We start from the raw sequence: 21714 nt of genomic DNA, 5'->3' as shown, positions 1-21714 counted from the left end.
AGCGAATGATTTTTCATGCTTTCTTGTAATATACTCATCCCACTTCAAAATTCGGTTTTTATCATCCCTCATCCAACCTTCTCCCAGAGGGAGAAGGTATAGCTGCCGAATTTTGAAGTGGGATGAGTATAACCACAAAACTTCCAGCTACTACGAACCCAATAAAATTGAAATTCGGCTTACTTCCACAATCTCTGCAAATGGAATCGGTGCTATTCCTCCGTCAGAAACCGCTTTTACAAATGCTGCAGAGCATGCTTTCTGCCCTTTATCCTGACTCCAAAGGTTCATATTTTTAAAACCAGGCCAGGCATATCCTGTTAGCTTGCGAAAGTTATCCAACTGTAATACCCGCCCGGCAGCGAACACTTCCAGGCGTTCTTTTGGGAAGGCTTTGCAGCCATTGGCAAAGTAATGGACAGTACCAATCGAACCATCGGCAAATCCCAACTGCAGACTGACGGTATCGCTGTTTGCAGAATCCATAGTCATTCGAGTGTGCGCAACAATCGGCGTGCCTGCCAGATAGCGCAGCAAATCAATGAAGTGACAACCTTCTCCGATTATCCGGCCACCACCTATTTCCTTATCCTGAGTCCAATGGTCACCAGGTATCGCTCCGGCATTCACCGTCATCACAAACGACTTGGGCCCGCTCACGCTGGTTAGTAACGATTTGATTTTTTGCACATGCGGTGAAAAGCGTCGATTAAACCCCACCATGACCGACGGCGCTTTACCTTGCTCTTCCAGGCGAGCATGGGTCGCTTCAATCTCCTCTAATTCCTCTAAAGTAAGGCACAGCGGTTTCTCCACGAATACATGCTTACCTGCCAGTAGCGCTTTGCACACTAGATTGGCATGACTATCGTGGCGAGTAGTAATGACTACTGTATTGATCTCCGGGTCGGTAAATACATCGTCGGTAGCTGTGGTCGTTTCCTCGAAACCATACTTTCGTCCAGCATGCACGCCACTGACACCGCCACTGGAAGCTACTACCTTCATACGTGCTCCGGTTTCCTTGAAAGCCGGAATTAGCACCGCCGTCGAATAATTCCCAGAACCTATAAATGCAATTGAAGCTTTGGTTTGCTGAGAAAGGGGTTGACGCTGAGAAGAAAGCGCTACCGTTTGCCGCCGAAGATCTGCTTCCGGTTTTTCCTCAACTGTCGGGTATTGCAGCAAAATTCCCATGGAGGGTGCCGCACTTGCTATCAGCTCATAGGCTTTTCCCGCCTCATTGATAGCAAAGTGATGTGAAATCAGGGGTTCTACATTCAGTCGGCCATCCGCCAGCATATCCAGTACAGCCTCAAAATTGCGCTGTTCGGTCCAGCGCACGAAACCCACCGGGTAATCCTGCCCCTTCTCCTCGTAATTCGGGTCATAACGGCCGGGGCCATAAGAAGCCGATACCTGAAAAGTCAGCTCCTTCTTGAAGAAATCATCCCGTGATAACTCCAGCCCGGTCACCCCAACCAGTACAATGCGCCCGCGTTTGCGACACATTAATGCCGCTTGATGCATTGGTTCGCTGCTTTTGGTGGCTGCCGTTACCAACACCGCGTCCACCCCACGCCCACGCGAGAATCGCTCGGCTGCCTGTATCGGGTCTTCCCCGGCGCTCAGGTTAACTACCTCTGCGCCAAACGATTTAGCCATCTCTAGTTTGGCTGGGTCAAAATCAATACCCAGTACCCGGCAACCATGTGCGCGCAGCAACTGTACAGCGATCTGACCAATTAAACCCAGACCGGTCACAACCACCGCCTCGCCCAAAGTCGGCTGTACTAACCGAATACCCTGTAAGGCAATCGCGCCAATTACTGTGAACGCTGCCGCTTCATCACTTACTGAATCTGGAATGCGTGCACACAAATTAACCGGCACTGAAACCACCTCAGCATGCTTACCATTGGAAGCGATCCGCTCACCAACGGTGAAACCCTCTACGCCCTTGCCTACTTCCAGCACTGTGCCCACGTTGCAGTAACCAAGAGGCAGAGGCTGCTCCAGCTTGTTACGTACCGCGTCCAGCGTCGGCATCAAACCATCGGTCTTAATTTTATCTACTACCATGCGAACTTTGTCTGGCTGCTGGCGGGCTTTCTCGATAGGATTGGCCTTGCCGAAATCTACCAGCATTCGCTCGGTACCAGCGGAAATCAGCGAACGGCTAGTACGAATCAATAATTGGCCGCTGTTCACGCGCGGGCTGGGAATTTCAGCTACCTCGGTAGAGCCAGTTTTCAGGTTTTGAAGAATTTGCTTCATAAAAACACCTATTAGTTAAAAGCTTTAGAAAGCTCACTGGAGAACGAAAAATCAGATGAACTCTTTGTATTGATGACCATGTTTGCAATGTGCAGCATCAGTAAGGTAGACATTTCCACCTCTTTCCAATCCCTTTTGATATTAGAAAAAGGTTGAATGAGGCACATATTGTGACCAACGTCTTTAGGCCAGTAGCGATATTTATGTATATTGGGACCTTTCCAGATCGTCATACGCCTAAAGTCATCGATTTTTGCGATAACGTCACCTTGCTGGAAATTGATAGTTTCATTAATGCCCTCGAATGGTTCGTTGCGTGCTGTAAGGACAATGTTAATAAGATCACCACGTTCACTAGTGAGGGCAATCGACAAATCATCGTCACGTGATGAGGTATTGCTATAGGCAATAAGAATATGCCAGCGGTCGGGTAATTCACCCCATGAGAGCATATGTACTGCAAGATCTAACCAATGACCTACATTGCCGCAGATTCGAGTACCCTCTTGCGGTCTGCGGTACCAATGATCTGGTCCAATAACATGACCACTGACAAAACAGTTGAGCGTCATCGGCTTATTGAGCGAACCAATTTCGGTGCGTAAATTACGTATAGCACCTGAGAATGGGCGGTTATAACCAGCGTATATTGGCGCACTCGCGCTGCAAACAGCAGACGCAAGGCAGCGAAGTTGATCAATGCTGACACTTATTGGCTTTTCAATGAAGACAGTCTTCCCAGCTTTCAGTGCATCTATTGCATATGGAGTATGAGAGGCATGGTTTGATGCGATGTAAACAAACTTAACACGTTCATCCGCTATAACATCAGTTGCGCTCGATGCATCTGGGCTCAGTCCATAAAAAAGGGCAAATGAGGCATGATTAGTACGATCAATATCGTAACAGGCAGCAAAGCGATTACCGTATTTTCGCCATATAGAGTAACCAATGGTTGCATATGCAAATTGGCCACACCCAATCAGACCAATATCTTGCACTCTACTCTTACCCGAAGAAAACCATTTTGGTCGAAGGCGGCCAAAGACCTTGAATAAGGTCTTTCCTGCGCCATAAATCACTACATACCTCCATGCTTTGCGTAAGGACAACCAACACTTACTGATAATCATCGTATTAGTAGTATTTATTAAGTTAATAATTTAATTTGCCAAAATTTTTATTATTTTGCGCATTTGCGCATCAAAAACGGGATAGTGTTCGATAAATCGTGCACAGGCATCGCGCGCAGCAAGTAGTTTAGACTTATCTCTGGAAAGCTTCTCAAAGAGGCCGACGAGGGCATCCACATCACGATACGGTACCCCCCACGCAGCTCCAGCCTCGATGAACTCTCTGGCCGTTTCAACTTCACTATTTACGACGAATGGCACGCCAAAGAAAATACAATCTCCCCATTTATTGGATTCTGCCTGACGGTTAATCGGGATATCTGGATCGTAGTAAGTCAGAACAACGTCACTCGTGGGGTAAAGAGCGAGAGCATCGCGCTGTGGAACTTCACCATGAAAAATCACTGATGGATGAGCAATCAACTCGCGGCCTGTGTCTGTATCAACAATACCTGCAATATGCATCTTCACCTTGAAATCTCGGTTTTCAAGCTTCCGAAGCGCTTCCAAAAAGATCGGCGCCCCGCGAGTATCAACCAGCCAACCATTTACATATACTACGAGGTCAGCGTCAGAGCGTTGCGGCACCGAATGACGAGCAGCCTCAAAATCTTCGAGAGTTGGTGTGTTACGCAACACAATCATATTTTCACCACACCAATCATATCGTGTCCAACCCGGGATGATATGCAAAGTGCAGTTACGTGAAGTCCACTTTTCCAGAGATTGCAGTAGCCGATGCAGTGGTACTGGAAGACGCAGAATCATTGAAAATCGATCTGCGTCGTCAAATACCACTTTCGATCTTGTGATGAACGCGGCGATCCGGGCGGGAAACGCAGTTTCCCAACCGAGGCAGAACAATACCCGGCCACGGCCAAGTAGTAGCACCCGCCAGAACACCACCAACATCCAAATAGGGTACATTAGTCGGGCTTTGCGGGTGACATGGCCACCGCCGCGGAGAATAGCTTTTTCCTGAACCTCGGAATCACTCCAGGCAAGTCCCTGCATCTCGCCGGACACTCGTTCCCAGCCAAAGAACAATACCCGATAGCCTGCCTGCCGGAAAATCGGAATCATCTTGGCAAGCCTTGGTCTTTTACGCGGCGCCGGAAGTGGCGCGAGCATGACGATTTCTTTCTCTACCGGATCAGATGCGTGATTTAGCGATGACATTTAATACTCCAAAACCAAGGGCAGTGCGCAAAACCCAGTTCGCCGCACTCATGATTGCAACAATGTAGACAAGTTGCACAATACTGCCCTGATACATGAAAAAGAATCCAGCAGCAACCGCTGTAAGGATAGCGAGTTGTCCTATGATCAGCAGATCGTGTTGGTGCGGCTGACCAAATACCCCGACATAGGCACTGGGGAATGTGTAAAGCGTTCTGGCTATGCAGACAAGGAAGAATACGACACGCAGGATCGGGTCAGACTCTCCTGCTGCCGGACTGATAATGGTCCATCCCACCCAACCGATCCCGTGCACTACTGCGGCATAGGCAACTGCCCCAAACCCGATCAGCCAACCGCGTGACCTTAGGAATGACATAAACTGATCGTGATTGTCACGCACCCACGGACCGATTAGAAAGGCCAGATATCCATTTGCCAGCGAGATCGGGAATAGAAAGAACGTGGCATGGGTAAAATAGCTAGCCCCTTCCTCGGCTGTTCCCAATCCATTTACCACCAGTTGTTCGGCATAGACTGCAAGCGCCAGCAGCAGTGATGTCACCATGAATCTCACTCCAATGGCATAAAGTGCCGAAGGTGGTTCAGAAGCCTGTGGAAACAAGTGGGAGGGTGGTAACCGCCAAAGCATAACCGTCGAGAAACCCATCATCAACAGCATTATTGCAACTACCAGTGTATCGAGCGGCAACTGCGTGTCGGTTAAAATAAGTAACAGGATTGCGATAAATATGAGAATCTTCCAGCCTTGTTCAGCAATCTGGGCACGCAAACGCTGATGGTGCGACCGAAAATATTGAAGAAACGCCATCGTTCCGGCTGATGCCATCGCCAGCAGAACCGCCGTGGCCCAATGTCCCAGAAATCCCAGCCACCAGACAAGCGTACCCACCCCAAGCGCCAGAACTGGAACCTGCAAGGCGATCAACCGCAGCAACAGGCTCGAAGATTGGCGGCTGCGAACAAGCACCTGTTCAAGGCCAACAAGGCACACCACTCCGCTTATCCCCACGAGGGCTCGTACTTCAGCCCAGCGAGCGATACTTTCAGCAGGAAGCGCTTTGGTGATCAGAACGTCAGCAAGCAGGAGCGATGCGAGGCCGGAAAGGTAGATTAAACTCGTGCGTAACATTATCGTGAGCTTATAAATCCAATTGTAATTTGGGTTCAAAGGTAGGTACCCAAAGTAGGCCGAGTAATCCAAAATTAAATAAAATGCTGTTGTGGAATATTACATATAAAATTTTGTACACCTTAGCTCTCCTCCTCACATATTTTTTGCTTGTAGTCGAATTGCCTGTTTTAAGATTCTAACTAGCATAAGAAGAACAAATGGAGGAACAAACAGAAAAATAAACCGCCCGAAAAACCCCAAAAACTCTGAGTACATGAGCATTGTACTCAGCGAAATGCCACTGACCAGCCATGCTGTTTGAGAAACGATATGTGTAGATGCAAGAATTCGCCAGAAAAAAAACTTCGATATCTTTGCCCAAAGAAAGACTGCAACTAGCATTCCCAATAGACCAAAATTCATTCTGGCCTCAGTGAGTAATCCCGTTGTAATCGAGCTGTTGTGAAGTCCACCCTTCACATAGGTTCCCGGATAGATCATGTTTCTAATTTCTGGCCCGGCCCCCCACGGTTTTTCTGGCCATAATGCGCTTGGAATCAAGTTCACAAACCCGGCGAGATAAGTAAAGCCAAAATAGTATTCATGGTCATTCTCTAACAGCCAAAGCAGATTTTCATCATTTCCGAATGTTCCATCCAAAAGCGTATACCAGACATTTTCCAACTGTTGTTGCGCATGCCAACCACCTCGGTCTGTATAGCGTGCTACTGTGGTCTGATGTCCTGCAAAAACCAATCCAATAGCAATGGCAAGAAATAACAAAATGTATCTGATTCCCTTTGTACTGCCTTTGATTTGCGTAGGGCGATAGAACGCGAATATTGTGATATGGAAAATGATAACGATAAGTATGGAATTTCTGCTTGATAATAATCCGAAATAAGAAAACGAATAAGCGATCATTGCTATTGAACCAAGTAGACCGACCAATCTAAGAAGTCGCCTGGAATTTAGCCAACCCGCAAAAAAAATTACACTCCCAATAATGAGAAGGTTTGAGAAATGTTGCCCTAGTCCAAGCTGGCTTCCACCAGCTATTCGGTCGCTCATAAACTCTTCGACCCCAATTGAATGAGTTATTGCCCCCATGGCCTCCCAGGAGAAATAAAAGCCTATCGCATATAGCAAAACGCCGACAAACATTGCATCCTTTGCGCCTCGGAATTCGGTGGCCATTAAGATGACCTTTTTCTTATTTTTGCCAGTGTATTCGCTGATAATGTAAGCCAATATATAGACCAGCACGCTAAGTAAAGCATTGTAGATCATAGCTAGCTCATCATATTCGGCCTGATACCTGAAGCGGCTGACACTTGCCTTGTATAAAGGTGTTAAAAAGTGAATTAAGAAAAAATAAATGGAGAACAAGAATATTGGCCTGGATGCAATTACCATGGTTCCTTCGCGATATAACAATCGAAGTGGTAGCGCCAATGACAACACACAGCCAAGCGTCAATATTAAATAATATGTAATCACTGCTATCCCATAAACTTTTTTAATCCACGACTTTATCGTTGTAAGTAGCGTCGATCATCTGTTAGCTTATACGGCGAATTCTCATCAAGGCATAACCTGCCGAAGCAATCCAGGTAGACGTGGTAACGGCTTCCGACCACCTCGAAGAGTATCGATAGTCAGGTGACAATCGGCAGCGGTATTGAACATATACTGGGTGGTCGCGTCGTGTTTCGCCAGACAGTTAGCTTGCGGACAGGCATATCGATAAGCGAACCGATCAAGCAAGCGCCGATCCTGTTTGGAGAGCTTTTCCAAATCTAAAAGGGTGAAGCTGCATTGCTCAAAATCAGTCAAAGTGTCACTTAAGTCTTTCTTGTGATCATGACGGGCGACCATGACTTGTTCGGGTATGAATAATCCAGAGCGAGGCTTCATAATCGAATTTCTGTTTGATGAGCAACTTGGACAATAGGACGTGCATCGGCGTTGTGCTCCATGACAATATCAATCTTTTGCTTACTCAAGGTATGTCAGAGCTGGCCAAGCAGAGGAGTTTTTCTGAGGAGCAAATTATTCACCCTTTTTGAGTCAGGGTGAATAAGGAGATCAATATCACCGCCACGTTTGCTGTTATTCACTCGCGAGCCAAATAGCCATGCTTGTGCACCTGCGCCAAAGATTCCAGCAACTGCCTGGCGAATAGTCATAACCTGATTCTGGGTCAGTCTCATCGTAAATATCCTTTAATCATAATGAATAGCAATCAAACCCTCTCAATAATTCCCCGTTGCTTTATTTCACTAATCACTTGCTGTACGCAAGTAGCCAGGTCTGTTGTGCCTGTGTTGACGATGAGCTCAGGGTTCTCAGGTGCTTCATAGGGAGAGGATATTCCAGTAAATTCGATAATTTGTCCTGCACGCGCTTTTTTGTAGAGACCTTTTACGTCACGCCATTCGCAGATTTTGATGGGACAATCGCAGTAGATTTCAATGAAATCACCCTGTTCGACCAGACTGCGGGCACGTTCACGTTCTGCGCGGAAGGGGGATATAAAGGCGGTTAGTACGATGATGCCGGCTTCCATGAAGAGCTTGGCGACTTCCCCGACGCGGCGAATATTTTCCACCCGATCTTCCGGTGTGAAACCAAGATCACTGCAAAGGCCGTGGCGGACATTATCACCATCCAGGACAAATGTCCGATAACCACATTGATGCAGATGTGCTTCGACAGCATGCGCAAGCGTGGATTTGCCTGCGCCAGAATATCCGGTAAGCCACAGAATTGCGCCACGATGGCCATTTAGCGCTTCACGCCTTGCTTGGGTAACGGTGGCATGATGCCAGGTGATATTACCGGAAGAAGGAAATTGATCAGTCACGATGGAATCTCTGGGCTATTTATCTGCTTGATGAGTTTCTTGCAAAGTAGATTGCGTTCTCGATTGTGCCTGAGATTCAGAAAATGATTTTTCTATTCCAGGAGCAGGGTGGTGTTCGGGTGTTAACTTGTCAAACATGACTTCGAGTATGAGCAGTCCCGTATCGGGGTTACGCCTTTCCGAAATACGTAACTCAGTGCCGATGGGGCTGCCACGATTGTCGGCTCTTCGATCGTTCCTGCTATTGCGCTCGAAAAATTGGCGTACCTGGATACCCCGTCGTTCCATCATCCTTTGTTGGAGTAAGGCCACATATTGTTTGATCTCCTCGTCAGTAGCACAATCATTACTTACCATCCGGATATTGACGGCAACCGCATAGCGCTTGCCAGCATCCCGATGCGACGAGTGCTTTTCTAAAACTTGCACCCAGGAGTCCACGCTGGGTCCGAGCTCTTTGGAAACCAGCCTGACCAGGCTCTCAGCTTCCTGGGCTGTATAGCTGCCTAAGAATAACCCATGCTTTTCAGCAGGCGTCAGTCCCAAAATAGTATGCAGATGACGTAACGCCATGATGAAATACCATGGGCGCTGGGTTACATAGAAGTAACCGGCGTAGACAAGCAGAAAACCGAGTAGCATGACAAATTCGGGTGCGCCCAGATATAAGCCTGCCAGCCCTGTTATGCCAAATAGCAAGTGCAGCGACGCGATAGCAATAACGGTGTCTTCGATTCTGAAACCAGCATGCAGCAGAATATGATGCAGGTGATTGTGATCCGGTATAAAAGGGGATTTTCTTAATACAACGCGACGCAGCATGACGCTGATGGTATCCATCAGTGGAATGGAGAATAGCCAGATGGCTGTTACGGGAGTCATGGCCTGATTAGGTTCTTGCGAGAGATCGACCAATAGCCAGGCAAAGAGGAATCCGAGCAGCATGCTACCGTTATCACCCAGAAAAACCCTGGCACGGCGTTGTGAAGCATGGCGAAGATTGAAATATAAGAAACCTGTTGTGCCGCTGGCAAGTGCGGCGGCTAACGTGAGATTGGATGAATCGCCGGCAATGAAAGCAACGGCGCTGATCAGAAGCAGGCTAACCAGGGACAACGATCCTGCAAGCCCATCCATTCCGTCGATCATGTTGAGTGCGTTGATTCCACCGATAGTGGCAAAGATCGTGAAAGGAATTGCAAGCAGCCCCAGCTCTAGTGTCAGACCAGGAAGGAGGCTGCCAAGATTAGTGAGCACGACCCCACCTGCCAGAACCATGACAAGTGCGACCGCAGCTTGAATGATCAGGCGCACTTTGTAATTAAGCTGCCATAAATCATCTGCAAAGCCTGTGGCGAAAATGACGATGGATCCCAGTCCTAGACCCAGCCATTTCAGCGGTTCCTCAGGATGAGTATTGAACAGCATGATGAGTGCTATTGATAAGGCTATCAAGATTCCCACGCCACCGACAAAGGGTGTGATGGTGTCATGTTGTTTATGGCCACCGGGATGATCTGCTATGCCATACGTAAGCGCCACTGAGATAGCAAAACGGATAACTATGGTTGACAATGCAGTGCTGAGGGCAAATAAAAAGATTATTTGAGCTATGGGATTAGTAGAGATCATAATTTAACCCGTTATAAATCATAACTACGAATCATGGTAGCAGAGCTATATTAAATCTATTTGAAACCACTATACGGTTTTGCCCGTTAATAGTTGTCATTTACTTACGACAAGTATTATTATTTCCTTAGCATTTTGTTTATTTTAGTTTCCTCTGAGTAAGTGTTTAGGTCTTTCGGGATTGGGTTCATACATGCCAGCGTATTAGAATGTGACAAATTGTCATATATATTGATCTAGCCCGAATATTTCATAAATTGGCACGTACCCTCACTTGTCTTTTGATTAATAAGAAAGATTTTGCTCAGTCGGGTGTATGAATCACTACACCCCTCCTTCTCAAAACTTCCCTATTAATCAAAATCCTGCGTGATCATCACGCGAATTTATGAAATATTCGGGCTAGTGTACATCCAGTCTCTATGACCCTGATGGCTTGAATAGCGTCTATTTTTCTAAGCTTTTCGTTGCTTCAATTCTTTGATGATGAACTCGATGAGTTCTTGGGCAAAGGAGCCAAAGCCTGGCGCGGCACCAGCAATACTGTTCAGCAAGATTCGGCCTTTATCAAGAACAAGCACTAGATTTTCAAGACCTCCTTCTTCATGAAATTCAATATAACTGTATTCGAAGGATTCAAGCTTGAGATCGAGTTGATTACCCGTTAGACCCGATTCGATCATAGCCTCAAAATCGGTTGGGAATTGGATATGATCGTGTTCTTTTAATTTTTCCAATCTGGGAAGGACTTCTTCCAGGCTATGGCTGTAGTTGGTTCTGAAATTTGAGCGAAAAAGAAGCAGGCCAGATTTTTCGATGAGCTTTAGCAGTCCTATAATTGCCATCAGAAAGTCCCCCAGATTTTCTATTTTTTCAGGCATGCTGACTTCCTTCCTAAATCGCTAACATCTTGATACCTTATATGCCTCCATTTGATTTGGCAACTAACCAGAATATTTCATAAATTCGGGCTAAGGATCTGTAACAAAATAAATCTGCCAAATTACAGCTATGGCAGGATTGTATATACTCCTCGCACTTCAAAATTTGGTACGACAAAACCTTCTCCCATTGGGAGAAAGCAGGATGAGGGATTACGAAAACCGAATTTTGAAGTACGAGGAGTATATTTGCGCCAAATAGCAAGCATATTCAGTCAGATGACATGGGAGGTTGGTATAAGTGAGCAACAAAAGATCAACAATTCAAAGTGAATTTTGCTTGCACGGGCAGGCATTAAATAATTGCTGAATAATTTTTGAATGAAATTTCTTATTTTTTCCAGTTTAATTCTGCAATTACTTGACAATATGTCGTTAACTTAGAGGATTTGCTCAACAAAATCATGTTATTTTCCGGTGAAAATCCCAAGTCGGCAACACATTGCCGCTCGATTCTATGACGAATTCTTTGTAGATGATTTATCCCGATCACGCATGGGAAGGCTCAAATCGTTGAATTCGACTCAATGCATCACGTAAGGAATCGCGAGTAATCGCTATGTCGTAATCAATTTGAATTCCCATCCAGAATTCAGCGGTGTTGCCAAAATATCGCGCCAACCTGAGCGCAGTGTCGATGGTGATCGCGCGGCGCTCCCGCACGATATCGTTAATGCGGGTAGCTGGAATTTGCAATGCCAAAGAAAGCGCATGGGGAGTTATGCTCAACGGAACAAGAAACTCCTCCCGCAGAATCTCTCCGGGATGAATAGGGCGCAATTTTCCGCCTTCAGCAACGTCGCTGAAATCCATGTTCTCCAGATCTTCGATACGGATAATCATAATGTAAATCCCTTAATGGTAATCGGTAATCTCGACGTCAAACGCGTCTCCGGCTTCAAATCGAAAACAAATTCGCCATTGGTTATTGATCCGGATGCTCCATTGTCCATCCCGGTTACAAGATAATTTTTCAAGCCTGTTTCCGGGCGGAATACGCAATTCCTCAATGGAGGAAACGCGGTGCAGTTGCGCCAATTTACGGCAGGCAACCTGGAGAATTTCCGGCGGCGTCGCCTGATCTTCTCGTTGGCAAACAAAGCTGCCGTTTCTTTCGTGGCGAAAGTTTTGTTCATGAACACAATCATATAACGTCATACATTAAACGACTAGCAATATACTTAACCCGAATACTTCAAACTATACTCGTCGCACTTCAAAATTCAGTTTTTATAATCCCTCATCCGACCTTCTCCCAGCGGGAGAAGGTATAGCTGCCGAATTTTGAAGTGTGACGAGTATATTCAGCCTTATCCTTCTGCTCAAGTACTCAAAACACTTCCCCACAGCGGTTTCCGCAGTCACCAGTAAGTTGAATTTTTAACCAGAATAAATGCTCAGAAAATTTATTTTCGGAACGGAATGATGAGTATGTTTATCAACCGGCAGCAGAGTGCCGTGTCACGCCACTCGCTTAGACCAATAGTCATATGACTGTGACCGATCCGCGGCTGATCACGGTAGGTAGCAAATAATTTATCCCAGATGGCGAGATTAAATCCGTAATTGCTGTTCGTTTCTTGCCTGATGGCGGAGTGATGAACGCGGTGCATATCAGGCGTGACAATCAGTTGACGCAATATTCGATCCAGCATGAGCGGTAGATGGATGTTGCTGTGATTGAACATGGCCATGGCGTTGAGCACGATTTCAAAAATCAGCACAGCGAGCACAGGCGCGCCCAGGATCATGATTGCTGTAAATTTGATGAGCATCGAAAGCAGCATTTCAAGCGGATGGAAACGCGCGCCCGTCGTTACATCGATATCCAGATCAGCATGATGTGCACGGTGTATCCGCCATAACAAGGGGAGGGCGTGCATCATCACGTGTTGCCAGTAAATCACCAGATCCAGCAGGATGACGCTAACAATAAGCGCAAGCCAGGCGGGGACCTGCGCCCAATTGAACAATCCCCATCCATTGATTTGCGCATAAATGGCCATACCCGTCCCTGTGATAGGAAAGACCAACCGCAGGATAAGGCTATTGAGCAGGGTGAGTGCGAGGTTGTTGCGCCAGCGCAGTATTTTTGAAACAGTCAAATGACGCTTGGGTGCATAGGCTTCCCACCCTGCCATGAGAATGAAGATGCCGAAGAAAAAACCTAGCCTGAGGGTTATTTCATATTCGGAAGGCATGAATGGATAAGCAAGTCTGCTCTACCTGGGAAAAAGATGATTAATGGGAGTGCTTATGCGGATGCCCTGGCGCGGCATGACGGGCATGGTCACTTAACTGGGCATCAAACCATTGATGGATTGCTTTGATTAGTGATGACGATTCAGATGAGTAGTTAATCTGTGCGCCATCAGGGAGCTCCTTGTATTCAATCTTGATCTGCCCAGCTTGAGCGGATTTTAATGCTGCCAGTCCTGGCATGTCATCACCATGAATCTGCGCTGGTTTGGAAAAATCACCTTGCCTGAATTCTGTCGAAATTTCTGATAGATGCTCGCGTATTAAACGAATTTGCTCAGAATCAAGTGGATTCTTGGCGATAACCTGCTGAATTCCGCCCTCAGTCGTTTTGGTGAAAATATGTGTCGTTTTCTCCAGATCGAATGGCATGACATGAGTTCCACGTTTTGCGATTTCATCAAGCCGATTTTCATCCGCTGGCTCCACGGCATGAGCTGGAATGATGACAAATAGTGCAAATGATAAGAATACAAAAAATTGCTTCATGGCGGCCTCTTTTTAGATTTGATTGAAATTTGAGTAGAGTTAGACCAATTAACGAGGCCAATTGTTTTACCTCTGCGCTAAATTTACGCCATGCGCTTAAGCGAGGTAAAAGCAGCGATCTCATTGATTTGGAATGTGTCTTGGAGCCGCCTAAGGTGCGTAACGCGCTGGCAATTTTTTTCGATGACGAAAGAAAATCTACTAGATGACATGATAATATCGATTGTTCAGGTAGCCATATCTGGAAGCAAGTAGGTAGATATCTGAACTTAAAGGAATTTTCTATTTTTTTGAAGGGAGAATCACATGAGCTTCGAAAGTGAAATGAAGGCGAGATTTGGCGGATTCTGGAATTCATTAGTGCTGCTACTCGTTGTTATTATTTGTCTGCGTTTTTCAGTCATTGAGTGGGCATCGGAAGATTTAGGAACAAGATTGTATCGCTCATTTAGCTTATTTTCCTGGTGCGTATTGTTTGGGGTGTTGCTGGCTATTATGAAAATCATATTTTCATATTCGAATCCATCTTACTTACGGGCGCCTGCTTCGGTCAGTTTTGTGTGGGGCCTAAAGCGTGGCATCATTATCGGCGGACTATTAATATTGATTGTGGGCATACTCCATCTGGATAATTTTATGGGCGTATTTCAACCATTTATCGATAAGTGCCTGCAAAAATTATTAGGAATAATCTGATAATTTTGTCAAATACACTCACTTGGGGTGGTTTCTTTTAGCCATTAGAGTGGTTGCACGAATACCACAAGCACATCGTGCAATCACATCACAAAATATTCTTTTTGTTGCAAGTAAGCAGCATGATCTGCTGGCTGGTTAATGAGCAGAAGCAATAAAAATAATCGCCTGTTTGCATTTCTCCTATGATGATAGCTTGAGAATCAGGAATCTCTCGCAAGATAAGAGATATTGACTATTTATACTCATCGCACTTCAAAATTTGGCAGCTATACCTTCTCCCGCTGGGAGAAGGTCGGATGAGGGATGATAAAAACCGAATTTTGAAGTGTGATGAGTATATTTGCCTTTTACTTTTATACCATCTTACCTATAACCCGCTTGGTTGTGGCGGATAAGATACTATAAACTAGACAGTGTGATTGAGAATGATGAACCAGGGATTTTTTTACTCAAAAAGGAGCATGATATGAAAACTGTAAAACAACTATTGAATGGGAAGGGGCATAAGGTTGTTACTGTTGACCCGGAAGCATCAGTTTTCGATGCCATGCAGCTGATGGCGGCCAATAACATTGGTGCATTGCTGGTCATGAGAGACGATAAGCCGATTGGAATCCTGACAGAAAGAGATTTCTCACGTAAGTCATATTTGCTGAATAAACCCGTAAAAGACACGCTGGTCAAAGAAATCATGTCGCGTCAAATAGTCTATGTTGGTCTGGATAATACAAATGAAGATTGCATGGCGCTGATTACCGAGATGCGGGTACGCCATTTACCCGTTATTGAAGAGGGCAAATTAATAGGGTTACTCTCTATTGGTGATTTGGTGAAAGATACAATTTCAGAGCATCAATTTGTCATCAAACAGCTCGAACGTTATATATATGACACGCCTGAGATTGGGTTGTAATGTTTCCCTAATGACGTCTGGATCCCTCTTGGGCGGGTCAATTACCCAAAGCAGAGCTCCCGTTGCTAAAAATCTTGCACAGTTGTGCTGGGCAATTTGTATCAGGTTAGACATGTACTGCTGACAGCAAGAAAAGAAGGGCCAGCTGATGATCAACTTAACCCGAATATTTCATAAATTGGCACGTGCCCTCACTTGTCTTTTGATTAATAAGAAAGATTTTGCTCAGTCGGGTGTATGAATCACTACACCCCTCCTTCTCAAAACTTCCCTATTAATCAAAATCCTGCGTGATCATCACGCGAATTTATGAAATATTCGGGTTAAGCCCGATTGCTCCTTAAGAGGCTAGTATACTCATCGCACTTCAAAATTCGGCAGCTATACTTTCTCCCGTTGGGAGAAGGCCGGATGAGGGGTTATAAAAACCGAATTTTGAAGTGCGATGAGTATATAATGGCGCGCCGTTAAAATTGTTCTACCCCCACTAATCAGCAAAACAGATTTTAGTGATCTAGTAAAGCAGATGCAGACTTGCTATATCTATCTTTTTCTGTTATTCCTCTGTTTTTGATTATTGATAAGAATTAAAAAAATAGGAGCTTTCGGAATGCAACACGAATTACATAAACCAGTTGTTTCTTACAAACCTAAAAAAGGCGAACTTTATATGAGTGCTGAGCAGCTTTCATATTTTCGCAAAATTTTAGAGGATCTCAGAATTGGACTAAGTCAAGAAATAGATCGGGCGGTTCACACCATGCAAGAAGAAGCGACGGTTTTTGCTGATCCTAATGATAGAGCCAGTCAAGAATCTGATATGACGCTTGAGTTGCGTAATCGAGACCGGGAACGAAAACTGATCAAGAAAATTGATGAAACTCTCACAAAAATTGATGCGGGTGAATATGGTTATTGTGATAACTGCGGTATTGAAATAGGATTGAAACGACTTGAAGCACGTCCTACAGCTTCACTTTGCATTGATTGTAAAACGCTGGAAGAAATAAAAGAAAAGCAGCTAGCCAAATAAAGACTATTTAAGGTTTTTTTAACTTTACTTTTTAGAATCAAAACTATGTCCATGTCAACTATCGGAATAGTTTTGAGTGGCGCCTATTAATAAAAAGTTTTGATGTGGAAAGGCCGCTGTCTTCTAGCCAGCGGCCTCTGTCTCTTTCTTTCCGCAAGCTAAATATTTTTTCTACGAAGTAATTCGACAAATTTTTCGTTGAATTGGTATTTGGCAAGATCCTTACCAGGCTCAGTTACATTGCTAATGAGATCATAAGATTCTAAAGTTTTTAACTGATGCTCTAAGTCATCATGCTCCTCCAAGAAATATACCAGGCAAGATCTTGGAAGACTCAAGCTGAAACGCTGATTTTTCCTGAGAACATAAAATTCTCTCTGAAACTTGTAATCGGGATTATCCATATCTTGCTTCATCTCTTGAAAAAGATGGGTATGCCGATGCCACAGTTGTTCAAACAGATTATTTACTTTTGCAATAGCTTGATTGTTTACGTAGGAATTCCACAAATTTATACCAACGGCACCTATTGCTACCCCTACGATCAAGCCAAATATCATGCTCCAAATATCCATTTATGCCTCCAAAATCTAACAAACAAGCTTTCTAAGTGAGGCGATATATTACGCCAAAAGCAAGCTCCCGTAGGATGAAATTCAAGATATACTCATCGTAGTTCAAAATTCTGTTTTCATAATCCCTCAAAGTGTGATGAGTATAACTCCTCATGGTTCTTGATTCACTGGTGTGAACTACCGTGAGTGGGCGGCGGTGTGAAGACCTCATTTACTTGACTGAATGAGCCGCCAGGTGTCGGTCCGCCGCTAATCACATAAAGACGTCCATCGATTACAGCAGAACCGAGTCCATGGCGTGCCGTCGGCATGGGCGTCATCGTGTCCCACTGATCTTTAGCCGGGTTATACGCCTCATTAGTGGCAAAGGTGCCTTCTTCAGATTCACCACCAACCACATAGATCCAGCCATCGATTACGCCAGCGGTAATGCCGCTCCGGGCAGTAGGCAGGCTAGCCCGTGATCGCCATTGATTGGTATGGGGATCGTATTCTTCGACCGTCCCGATATTATGATGATAATCCAGATCAGGCCGGCCGCCGATGGCATAGATTCGAGATCCAGCCGTTACAACCGCCAAATGGTCTCGCGGGGTAGGCATCGAAGCAGCAGACGACCACGTATTTGTTTCTGGATCAAAAATTTCCACCGCGCCAGAATTTTGTTTGCCATCATATCCCCCGATGGCATAGATGCGATTTTGATAAACGGTGACCCCCAATGCCCCACGGGCAGTAGGCATGGGAGCTAATTCACGCCATTCTTTCGTTGAGGGATTATATTGATAAACTGTTGGGGTCGCATGCCAGATGGACAAGAAAGACTGGGTGAATCCACCGATCACATATAACAAGCCATTGTATGAAACCATGCCGGCATGGTGCCGTCCTTCTGGAAGAGGTGTGGTACTCGACCAGGAATTAGCAGCGGGATCATACACTTCCACGTCGCTGCTGATGGCCAATTTCAGTACATTCTGAATACTGGGTTTACTAAAACCGCCAGCCACATATAACTTACCTTCGACCGCGGCTGCGACCACTTCCGTTCGCTTGCTGGGAGCAGGAGAAGCCGTAGCCCATGTGCCAGCTTTGGATGTATCAGCAAAAATCAGATCCGATGTTGTCAGACTCAGAAAAAGAACACCTGTAATGATGAAAAGCTTGGAATTGAACATGGAAAATTCCTCCAGAGTTATCGACATGAAGAAAACCATTGTATTTCCCTTAACCCGAATATTTCATAAATTCGCGTGAGTTAATGCAGGATGAAAGGGATACCCGCCGTATCCAGCGCATTCCATACCTGCTTGAAGTATACTCATACTCATCGTACTTCAAAATTCGGCAGCTATACCTTCTCCCGCTGGGAGAAGGCCGGATGAGGGATGATAAGAACTGTATTTTGCGTTGTCGTTATGGCATTACCAGAAAATTAGATTTTTTGAGTTTACCGATGGAAATATCCGCAAAACGCGTAGAATAGTGTTCAAAAAAAGCATAGCAATACTTATCTATACTCATCGCACTTCAAAATTCGGCAGCTATACCTTCTCCCGCTGGGAGAAGGCTGGATGAGGGATGATGAAAACCGAATTTTGAAGTGTGATGAGTATATCTGGTAATCAACTGATTAATTCATATTGATGAAATTTGATAATCTCAGAAACTGGCCAGAATACTGGAAACAGCTCCAGTCAGTTCTACTCGACCCTAAAGTAGACGAAGCCACGCTGGAGGCCTCCTTGCGCGAAGCGCGGAAAAAGATGCCGCTGCCGGTATTATGGTTACTAGGCAAAACTCAGGCAGGTAAAACCTCGATCATCCGTGCATTGACTGGTAACGAAGCAGCCGAGATCGGCAATGGATTTCAGCCGTGCACACGCTATTCCCGCTTTTATGATTGCCCAGGGGATATGCCAGTGGTCCGGTTTCTGGATACACGTGGTCTCGGAGAAGTTGCCTATGATCCGAATGATGATGTTCATTATTGCGAATCTCAGGCGCATTTGCTGCTGGCAGTGATGAAGGTGGCCGATATGCATCAGGAGCCTGTATTTGAAGTGCTGCGGACAGTTCGTCAACGTCACCCTGAATGGCCTTTGCTGATGGTGCAAACTGGCCTGCATGAGCTGTATCCAGCTGACAGCAAGCATATTCTCCCCTGGCCCTATGGTGATGAACCCTTGCCGAATACCCTTCCGGTCGAGCTGCGGCGAGCTTTGCTCGCACAGCGCGCTGCCGCAGAAAAATTGCCTGGCGCCACCCCGGTACGTTGGGTGGCCGTGGATCTGACTGTACCTGAGGATGGTTTTGAGCCGCCCAATTACGGTCTGGAAGCGTTGTGGCAAGCCATTGAATTCATGTTGCCCCTTGGATTGCAGCACCAGTTGACCAGTGAGAAAGAAGTGCGTGATCTTTATGAACGTACCGCCCATCAGCATATTGTCGGCTATTCGCTAACGGCAGCCGGAGTAGGGGCCCTGCCGGTGGTGGATCTGGTTGCCGTGTCTACAGTCCAGGCAAAGCTTCTGCACGGCCTGGCAGTCCTGTACGGGCAGCGCTGGGATAAGCGCGCCATCACGGAATTTCTCGCCCTGGTGGGTGTGGGGATTGCATCTAGCTACCTGGCGCGAATGGTAGGTCGTGCTGTTACCAAAGTCATTCCTGTTCTGGGGCAAACAATAGGGGCGGCATGGGGCGCGAGTGCGAGCGGCGCGACGACTTATGCATTGGGTAAGGCTGCGGTTTATTTTTTCACGCGGCGTAAGGAGGGTCTTAATGTCGATCCTGATACGCTGCGGCGAATCTACGTGGAAGCGCTGGAAAGTGGCGCTTCCTTGCTTAAGGAGCGATTACGCGGTAAATGAAGACATTACTGCAACGGATTGAACCTCTGCGATTATTTGCGCTGATCTTATTAGGGCTGCCAACACTGACGGTATTCGGATTAGGGGTGCTATGGTTGTGGCAGACGGGCAATCTGCTTTACTGGGTCATCGCTATGGCGGTATTCAGTGCGCTCAGCTATGGTTTGCAACATTGGCTGGCGTGGCGTGACCGTCAACTGCTCGATGAAATCGCAACCGAGCCCAACCCGGACTGGCCACCTAAAGCGGAAGCCGTCTGGCAACAGGTCGAGAAACTGGCGGAAACCTGCGACCCCAAGGATTGGCCGATCGAAGATGCCTCCTGGATCCTGGGATTGGGCAGGCGCACGCTGGATACGGTATCACAATGCTATTACCCCCAAGCCGAGAAACCATTCCTGGAACTCAATGTTCCGCATACCTTGTTGATCATCGAGCAGGCGAGCCGCGACTTACGCAAGGATATGACTGAAAATATACCGTTTAGTGATCGCCTATCCATTGGTGATATGCTCCGGTTGCATCGCTGGAAAGCTAAAGCAGAGCAGGCATACAATGTTTACCGGGCGGGGAGGGTGCTGATCAATCCGGTGAATGCCTTGTTTGGCGAGATCTGGCAACATCTGCGGGAGCGCAGTTTCGGTATGGCTCAGAGCGAGCTGCACCGCTGGTTCTTGCGTGCTTATATACGCAAGGTTGGCTACTATGCGATTGATCTCTACAGCGGTCGCCAACCGGTGGTAATGGATGAGGCCACAAAACCGGCCATGGCGCAAACACTCGTTTCCCATGCCGATTTGAACAAGATCGAACAAACTGCTGCCGCGCCTGAAGAGCCATTGCGCATCCTCGTGCTGGGACGAACCAATGCGGGCAAATCAAGCCTGATCAATGCGCTGTTCGGGAAACTCACCACGGCCACCGATATCTTGCCGGATACGACGCACACGATTACCCCTTTTGTGCTGCAACGCGAAGGGCTCACCCAGGCGTTGATCTTCGATAGTCCCGGTTGTGACAGCACGCGCTTCAATGAGAAGCAGATCCATACCGCTGCGCTGGATGCCGATCTGATCTTATGGGTCAGCCCGGCCAATCGTCCTGATCGGCAGACCGAGCGACATTGCCTGGACGCTTTACGCATCTTCCAGGCTACCCAATTAAATCGCCGTTTGCCCCCTATGCTGGTTGTCATGAGCCATATCGACCTGTTACGGCCAGCAAGCGCATGGCAACCCCCTTATGACCTGAGCAACCAACAGGATGTCAAAGCCATCAGCATTCGTGCTGCGCTGCAGACCGTTGCAACTGATCTTGCAGTACCGGTCGAACAGGTAATTCCGGTTTGTCTCAAGGAAGGGCGGGTTTACAACGTGAATGACGCGCTCTGGGCAGCGATCCTGCATCATCAGGACGCCGCACTCAGAGTTCGGCTACTGCGTTGCCTGGACGCCAAGAAACGTGCGGAAGACTGGGCTTTGCTACGCCGCCAACTGATCAGCACCGGCCGTTTTCTCTGGAGTTTACCTGACAGATTGGGTAAGTCTTCCGGGGAGTGAAGCCTGATCGCTCCCATTGGTTTTATATACTCATCGTACTTCAAAATTCGGCATTAAAGCCTTCTCCCGCTGGGAGAAGATACTCTCTTATTTCGCAACCATTTTTGGAAAAATCATGCCGCCTCCATGTCGAAGAACTTGCTACCGTCAAAGG

At 46.5% G+C, this 21714-nt stretch carries 21 protein-coding genes; 5 read left to right on the top strand and 16 right to left on the bottom strand.

What is annotated here, in order from left to right; all coding sequences use genetic code 11:
• Nucleotides 1-150: 150 nt before the first annotated feature.
• The 14 genes from BLW34_RS07835 to BLW34_RS07770 form a co-directional block, all read right to left on the bottom strand.
• Nucleotides 151-2277, bottom strand: coding sequence for a bi-domain-containing oxidoreductase (locus BLW34_RS07835; protein WP_090577901.1), 2127 nt, complete (start codon nucleotides 2275-2277; stop codon nucleotides 151-153).
• 11 nt (nucleotides 2278-2288) lie between these two features.
• Nucleotides 2289-3359: a Gfo/Idh/MocA family protein gene (locus tag BLW34_RS07830; RefSeq protein ID WP_177165985.1), complete on the bottom strand. Its 1071-nt coding sequence runs from the start codon at nucleotides 3357-3359 to the stop codon at nucleotides 2289-2291.
• A gap of 81 nt (nucleotides 3360-3440) precedes the next feature.
• Entirely contained in the window at nucleotides 3441-4589 is a 1149-nt protein-coding gene (locus tag BLW34_RS07825; RefSeq protein ID WP_090577895.1) for a glycosyltransferase, read from the bottom strand.
• Nucleotides 4564-5742 (bottom strand): hypothetical protein, encoded by a 1179-nt coding sequence (locus tag BLW34_RS07820; RefSeq protein ID WP_090577892.1) that lies wholly within the window; start codon nucleotides 5740-5742, stop codon nucleotides 4564-4566. The genes BLW34_RS07825 and BLW34_RS07820 overlap by 26 nt, the downstream gene beginning before the upstream one ends.
• 135 nt (nucleotides 5743-5877) lie before the next feature.
• Nucleotides 5878-7140, bottom strand: a complete 1263-nt coding sequence (locus tag BLW34_RS07815) for an O-antigen polymerase (RefSeq protein WP_090577890.1) — start codon at nucleotides 7138-7140, stop codon at nucleotides 5878-5880.
• A gap of 168 nt (nucleotides 7141-7308) precedes the next feature.
• Nucleotides 7309-7641, bottom strand: a complete 333-nt coding sequence (locus BLW34_RS07810; RefSeq protein WP_090577888.1) for a hypothetical protein — start codon at nucleotides 7639-7641, stop codon at nucleotides 7309-7311.
• 95 nt (nucleotides 7642-7736) lie between these two features.
• Nucleotides 7737-7937, bottom strand: a complete 201-nt coding sequence (locus tag BLW34_RS07805) for a nucleotidyltransferase domain-containing protein (protein WP_218138809.1) — start codon at nucleotides 7935-7937, stop codon at nucleotides 7737-7739.
• A 32-nt stretch (nucleotides 7938-7969) separates the two neighbouring features.
• Nucleotides 7970-8590 carry an adenylyl-sulfate kinase gene (cysC, locus tag BLW34_RS07800; protein ID WP_218138808.1) on the bottom strand — a complete coding sequence of 207 codons (621 nt, stop codon included), beginning with the start codon at nucleotides 8588-8590 and terminating at the stop codon, nucleotides 7970-7972.
• A 15-nt stretch (nucleotides 8591-8605) separates the two neighbouring features.
• Nucleotides 8606-10165 (bottom strand): MraY family glycosyltransferase, encoded by a 1560-nt coding sequence (locus tag BLW34_RS07795; protein WP_256203669.1) that lies wholly within the window; start codon nucleotides 10163-10165, stop codon nucleotides 8606-8608.
• A gap of 512 nt (nucleotides 10166-10677) precedes the next feature.
• Nucleotides 10678-11103: a hypothetical protein gene (locus BLW34_RS07790; RefSeq protein WP_090577882.1), complete on the bottom strand. Its 426-nt coding sequence runs from the start codon at nucleotides 11101-11103 to the stop codon at nucleotides 10678-10680.
• 549 nt (nucleotides 11104-11652) lie between these two features.
• Nucleotides 11653-12006 (bottom strand): HigA family addiction module antitoxin, encoded by a 354-nt coding sequence (locus tag BLW34_RS07785; RefSeq protein ID WP_090577879.1) that lies wholly within the window; start codon nucleotides 12004-12006, stop codon nucleotides 11653-11655.
• Nucleotides 12007-12018: 12 nt separating this feature from the next.
• A complete protein-coding gene (locus BLW34_RS07780; protein WP_143037886.1) occupies nucleotides 12019-12321 on the bottom strand; it encodes a type II toxin-antitoxin system RelE/ParE family toxin in 303 nt (100 codons plus the stop codon).
• Between the two features lie 248 nt (nucleotides 12322-12569).
• A complete protein-coding gene (locus tag BLW34_RS07775) occupies nucleotides 12570-13364 on the bottom strand; it encodes a sterol desaturase family protein (protein WP_090577876.1) in 795 nt (264 codons plus the stop codon).
• 40 nt (nucleotides 13365-13404) lie between these two features.
• A complete protein-coding gene (locus BLW34_RS07770) occupies nucleotides 13405-13911 on the bottom strand; it encodes an aspartate carbamoyltransferase (RefSeq protein WP_090577873.1) in 507 nt (168 codons plus the stop codon).
• Nucleotides 13912-14217: 306 nt separating this feature from the next.
• Here BLW34_RS07770 and BLW34_RS07765 point away from each other — a divergent pair, with 306 nt between their 5' ends.
• From BLW34_RS07765 to dksA, 3 genes are all read left to right on the top strand, one after another.
• Entirely contained in the window at nucleotides 14218-14607 is a 390-nt protein-coding gene (locus tag BLW34_RS07765; RefSeq protein WP_090577870.1) for a hypothetical protein, read from the top strand.
• A 469-nt stretch (nucleotides 14608-15076) separates the two neighbouring features.
• Nucleotides 15077-15523 carry a CBS domain-containing protein gene (locus BLW34_RS07760; protein ID WP_090578003.1) on the top strand — a complete coding sequence of 149 codons (447 nt, stop codon included), beginning with the start codon at nucleotides 15077-15079 and terminating at the stop codon, nucleotides 15521-15523.
• Nucleotides 15524-16133: 610 nt separating this feature from the next.
• The gene (gene dksA, locus BLW34_RS07755; RefSeq protein ID WP_090577868.1) at nucleotides 16134-16556 is read left to right on the top strand and encodes an RNA polymerase-binding protein DksA; all 423 of its coding nucleotides are present in this window, start codon (nucleotides 16134-16136) and stop codon (nucleotides 16554-16556) included.
• Between the two features lie 158 nt (nucleotides 16557-16714).
• Here the strand turns inward: dksA and BLW34_RS07750 are convergent, their stop codons facing one another.
• On the bottom strand, nucleotides 16715-17131 hold the full coding sequence (locus BLW34_RS07750; protein WP_090577864.1) for a hypothetical protein: 417 nt from the start codon (nucleotides 17129-17131) through the stop codon (nucleotides 16715-16717).
• 164 nt (nucleotides 17132-17295) lie between these two features.
• Nucleotides 17296-18336, bottom strand: a complete 1041-nt coding sequence (locus BLW34_RS07745) for a Kelch repeat-containing protein (RefSeq protein ID WP_256203668.1) — start codon at nucleotides 18334-18336, stop codon at nucleotides 17296-17298.
• A gap of 441 nt (nucleotides 18337-18777) precedes the next feature.
• Between BLW34_RS07745 and BLW34_RS07740 the strand changes: the two genes are divergently transcribed.
• Together BLW34_RS07740 and BLW34_RS07735 are read left to right on the top strand one after the other, a co-directional pair.
• Entirely contained in the window at nucleotides 18778-20001 is a 1224-nt protein-coding gene (locus tag BLW34_RS07740) for a YcjF family protein (protein ID WP_090577859.1), read from the top strand.
• The gene (locus BLW34_RS07735; RefSeq protein ID WP_090577856.1) at nucleotides 19998-21560 is read left to right on the top strand and encodes a GTPase family protein; all 1563 of its coding nucleotides are present in this window, start codon (nucleotides 19998-20000) and stop codon (nucleotides 21558-21560) included. Before BLW34_RS07740 ends, BLW34_RS07735 begins: the two co-directional genes overlap by 4 nt.
• Nucleotides 21561-21714: the final 154 nt, after the last annotated feature.

It is taken from the genome of Nitrosomonas sp. Nm58 (assembly GCF_900107335.1).
In the GTDB taxonomy this organism is placed as follows: Bacteria; Pseudomonadota; Gammaproteobacteria; order Burkholderiales; family Nitrosomonadaceae; genus Nitrosomonas.
This window is presented reverse-complemented; position numbering and strand designations above follow the sequence as displayed.

Bases quoted from the DNA above. Each gene is read 5' to 3' on its own strand.
- BLW34_RS07810 (WP_090577888.1), bottom strand. From the start codon at position 7,641: ATGAAGCCTCGCTCTGGATTATTCATACCCGAACAAGTCATGGTCGCC.
- BLW34_RS07805 (WP_218138809.1), bottom strand. From the start codon at position 7,937: ATGAGACTGACCCAGAATCAGGTTATGACTATTCGCCAGGCAGTTGCT.
- BLW34_RS07785 (WP_090577879.1), bottom strand. From the start codon at position 12,006: ATGATTATCCGTATCGAAGATCTGGAGAACATGGATTTCAGCGACGTT.
- dksA (WP_090577868.1), top strand. From the start codon at position 16,134: ATGCAACACGAATTACATAAACCAGTTGTTTCTTACAAACCTAAAAAA.
- BLW34_RS07790 (WP_090577882.1), bottom strand. From the start codon at position 11,103: ATGCCTGAAAAAATAGAAAATCTGGGGGACTTTCTGATGGCAATTATA.
- BLW34_RS07820 (WP_090577892.1), bottom strand. From the start codon at position 5,742: ATGTTACGCACGAGTTTAATCTACCTTTCCGGCCTCGCATCGCTCCTG.
- BLW34_RS07765 (WP_090577870.1), top strand. From the start codon at position 14,218: ATGAGCTTCGAAAGTGAAATGAAGGCGAGATTTGGCGGATTCTGGAAT.
- BLW34_RS07750 (WP_090577864.1), bottom strand. From the start codon at position 17,131: ATGGATATTTGGAGCATGATATTTGGCTTGATCGTAGGGGTAGCAATA.
- BLW34_RS07815 (WP_090577890.1), bottom strand. From the start codon at position 7,140: ATGGTAATTGCATCCAGGCCAATATTCTTGTTCTCCATTTATTTTTTC.
- BLW34_RS07740 (WP_090577859.1), top strand. From the start codon at position 18,778: ATGAAATTTGATAATCTCAGAAACTGGCCAGAATACTGGAAACAGCTC.
- BLW34_RS07745 (WP_256203668.1), bottom strand. From the start codon at position 18,336: ATGTCGATAACTCTGGAGGAATTTTCCATGTTCAATTCCAAGCTTTTC.
- BLW34_RS07825 (WP_090577895.1), bottom strand. From the start codon at position 4,589: ATGTCATCGCTAAATCACGCATCTGATCCGGTAGAGAAAGAAATCGTC.
- BLW34_RS07775 (WP_090577876.1), bottom strand. From the start codon at position 13,364: ATGCCTTCCGAATATGAAATAACCCTCAGGCTAGGTTTTTTCTTCGGC.
- BLW34_RS07735 (WP_090577856.1), top strand. From the start codon at position 19,998: ATGAAGACATTACTGCAACGGATTGAACCTCTGCGATTATTTGCGCTG.
- BLW34_RS07770 (WP_090577873.1), bottom strand. From the start codon at position 13,911: ATGAAGCAATTTTTTGTATTCTTATCATTTGCACTATTTGTCATCATT.
- BLW34_RS07780 (WP_143037886.1), bottom strand. From the start codon at position 12,321: ATGACGTTATATGATTGTGTTCATGAACAAAACTTTCGCCACGAAAGA.
- BLW34_RS07760 (WP_090578003.1), top strand. From the start codon at position 15,077: ATGAAAACTGTAAAACAACTATTGAATGGGAAGGGGCATAAGGTTGTT.
- BLW34_RS07835 (WP_090577901.1), bottom strand. From the start codon at position 2,277: ATGAAGCAAATTCTTCAAAACCTGAAAACTGGCTCTACCGAGGTAGCT.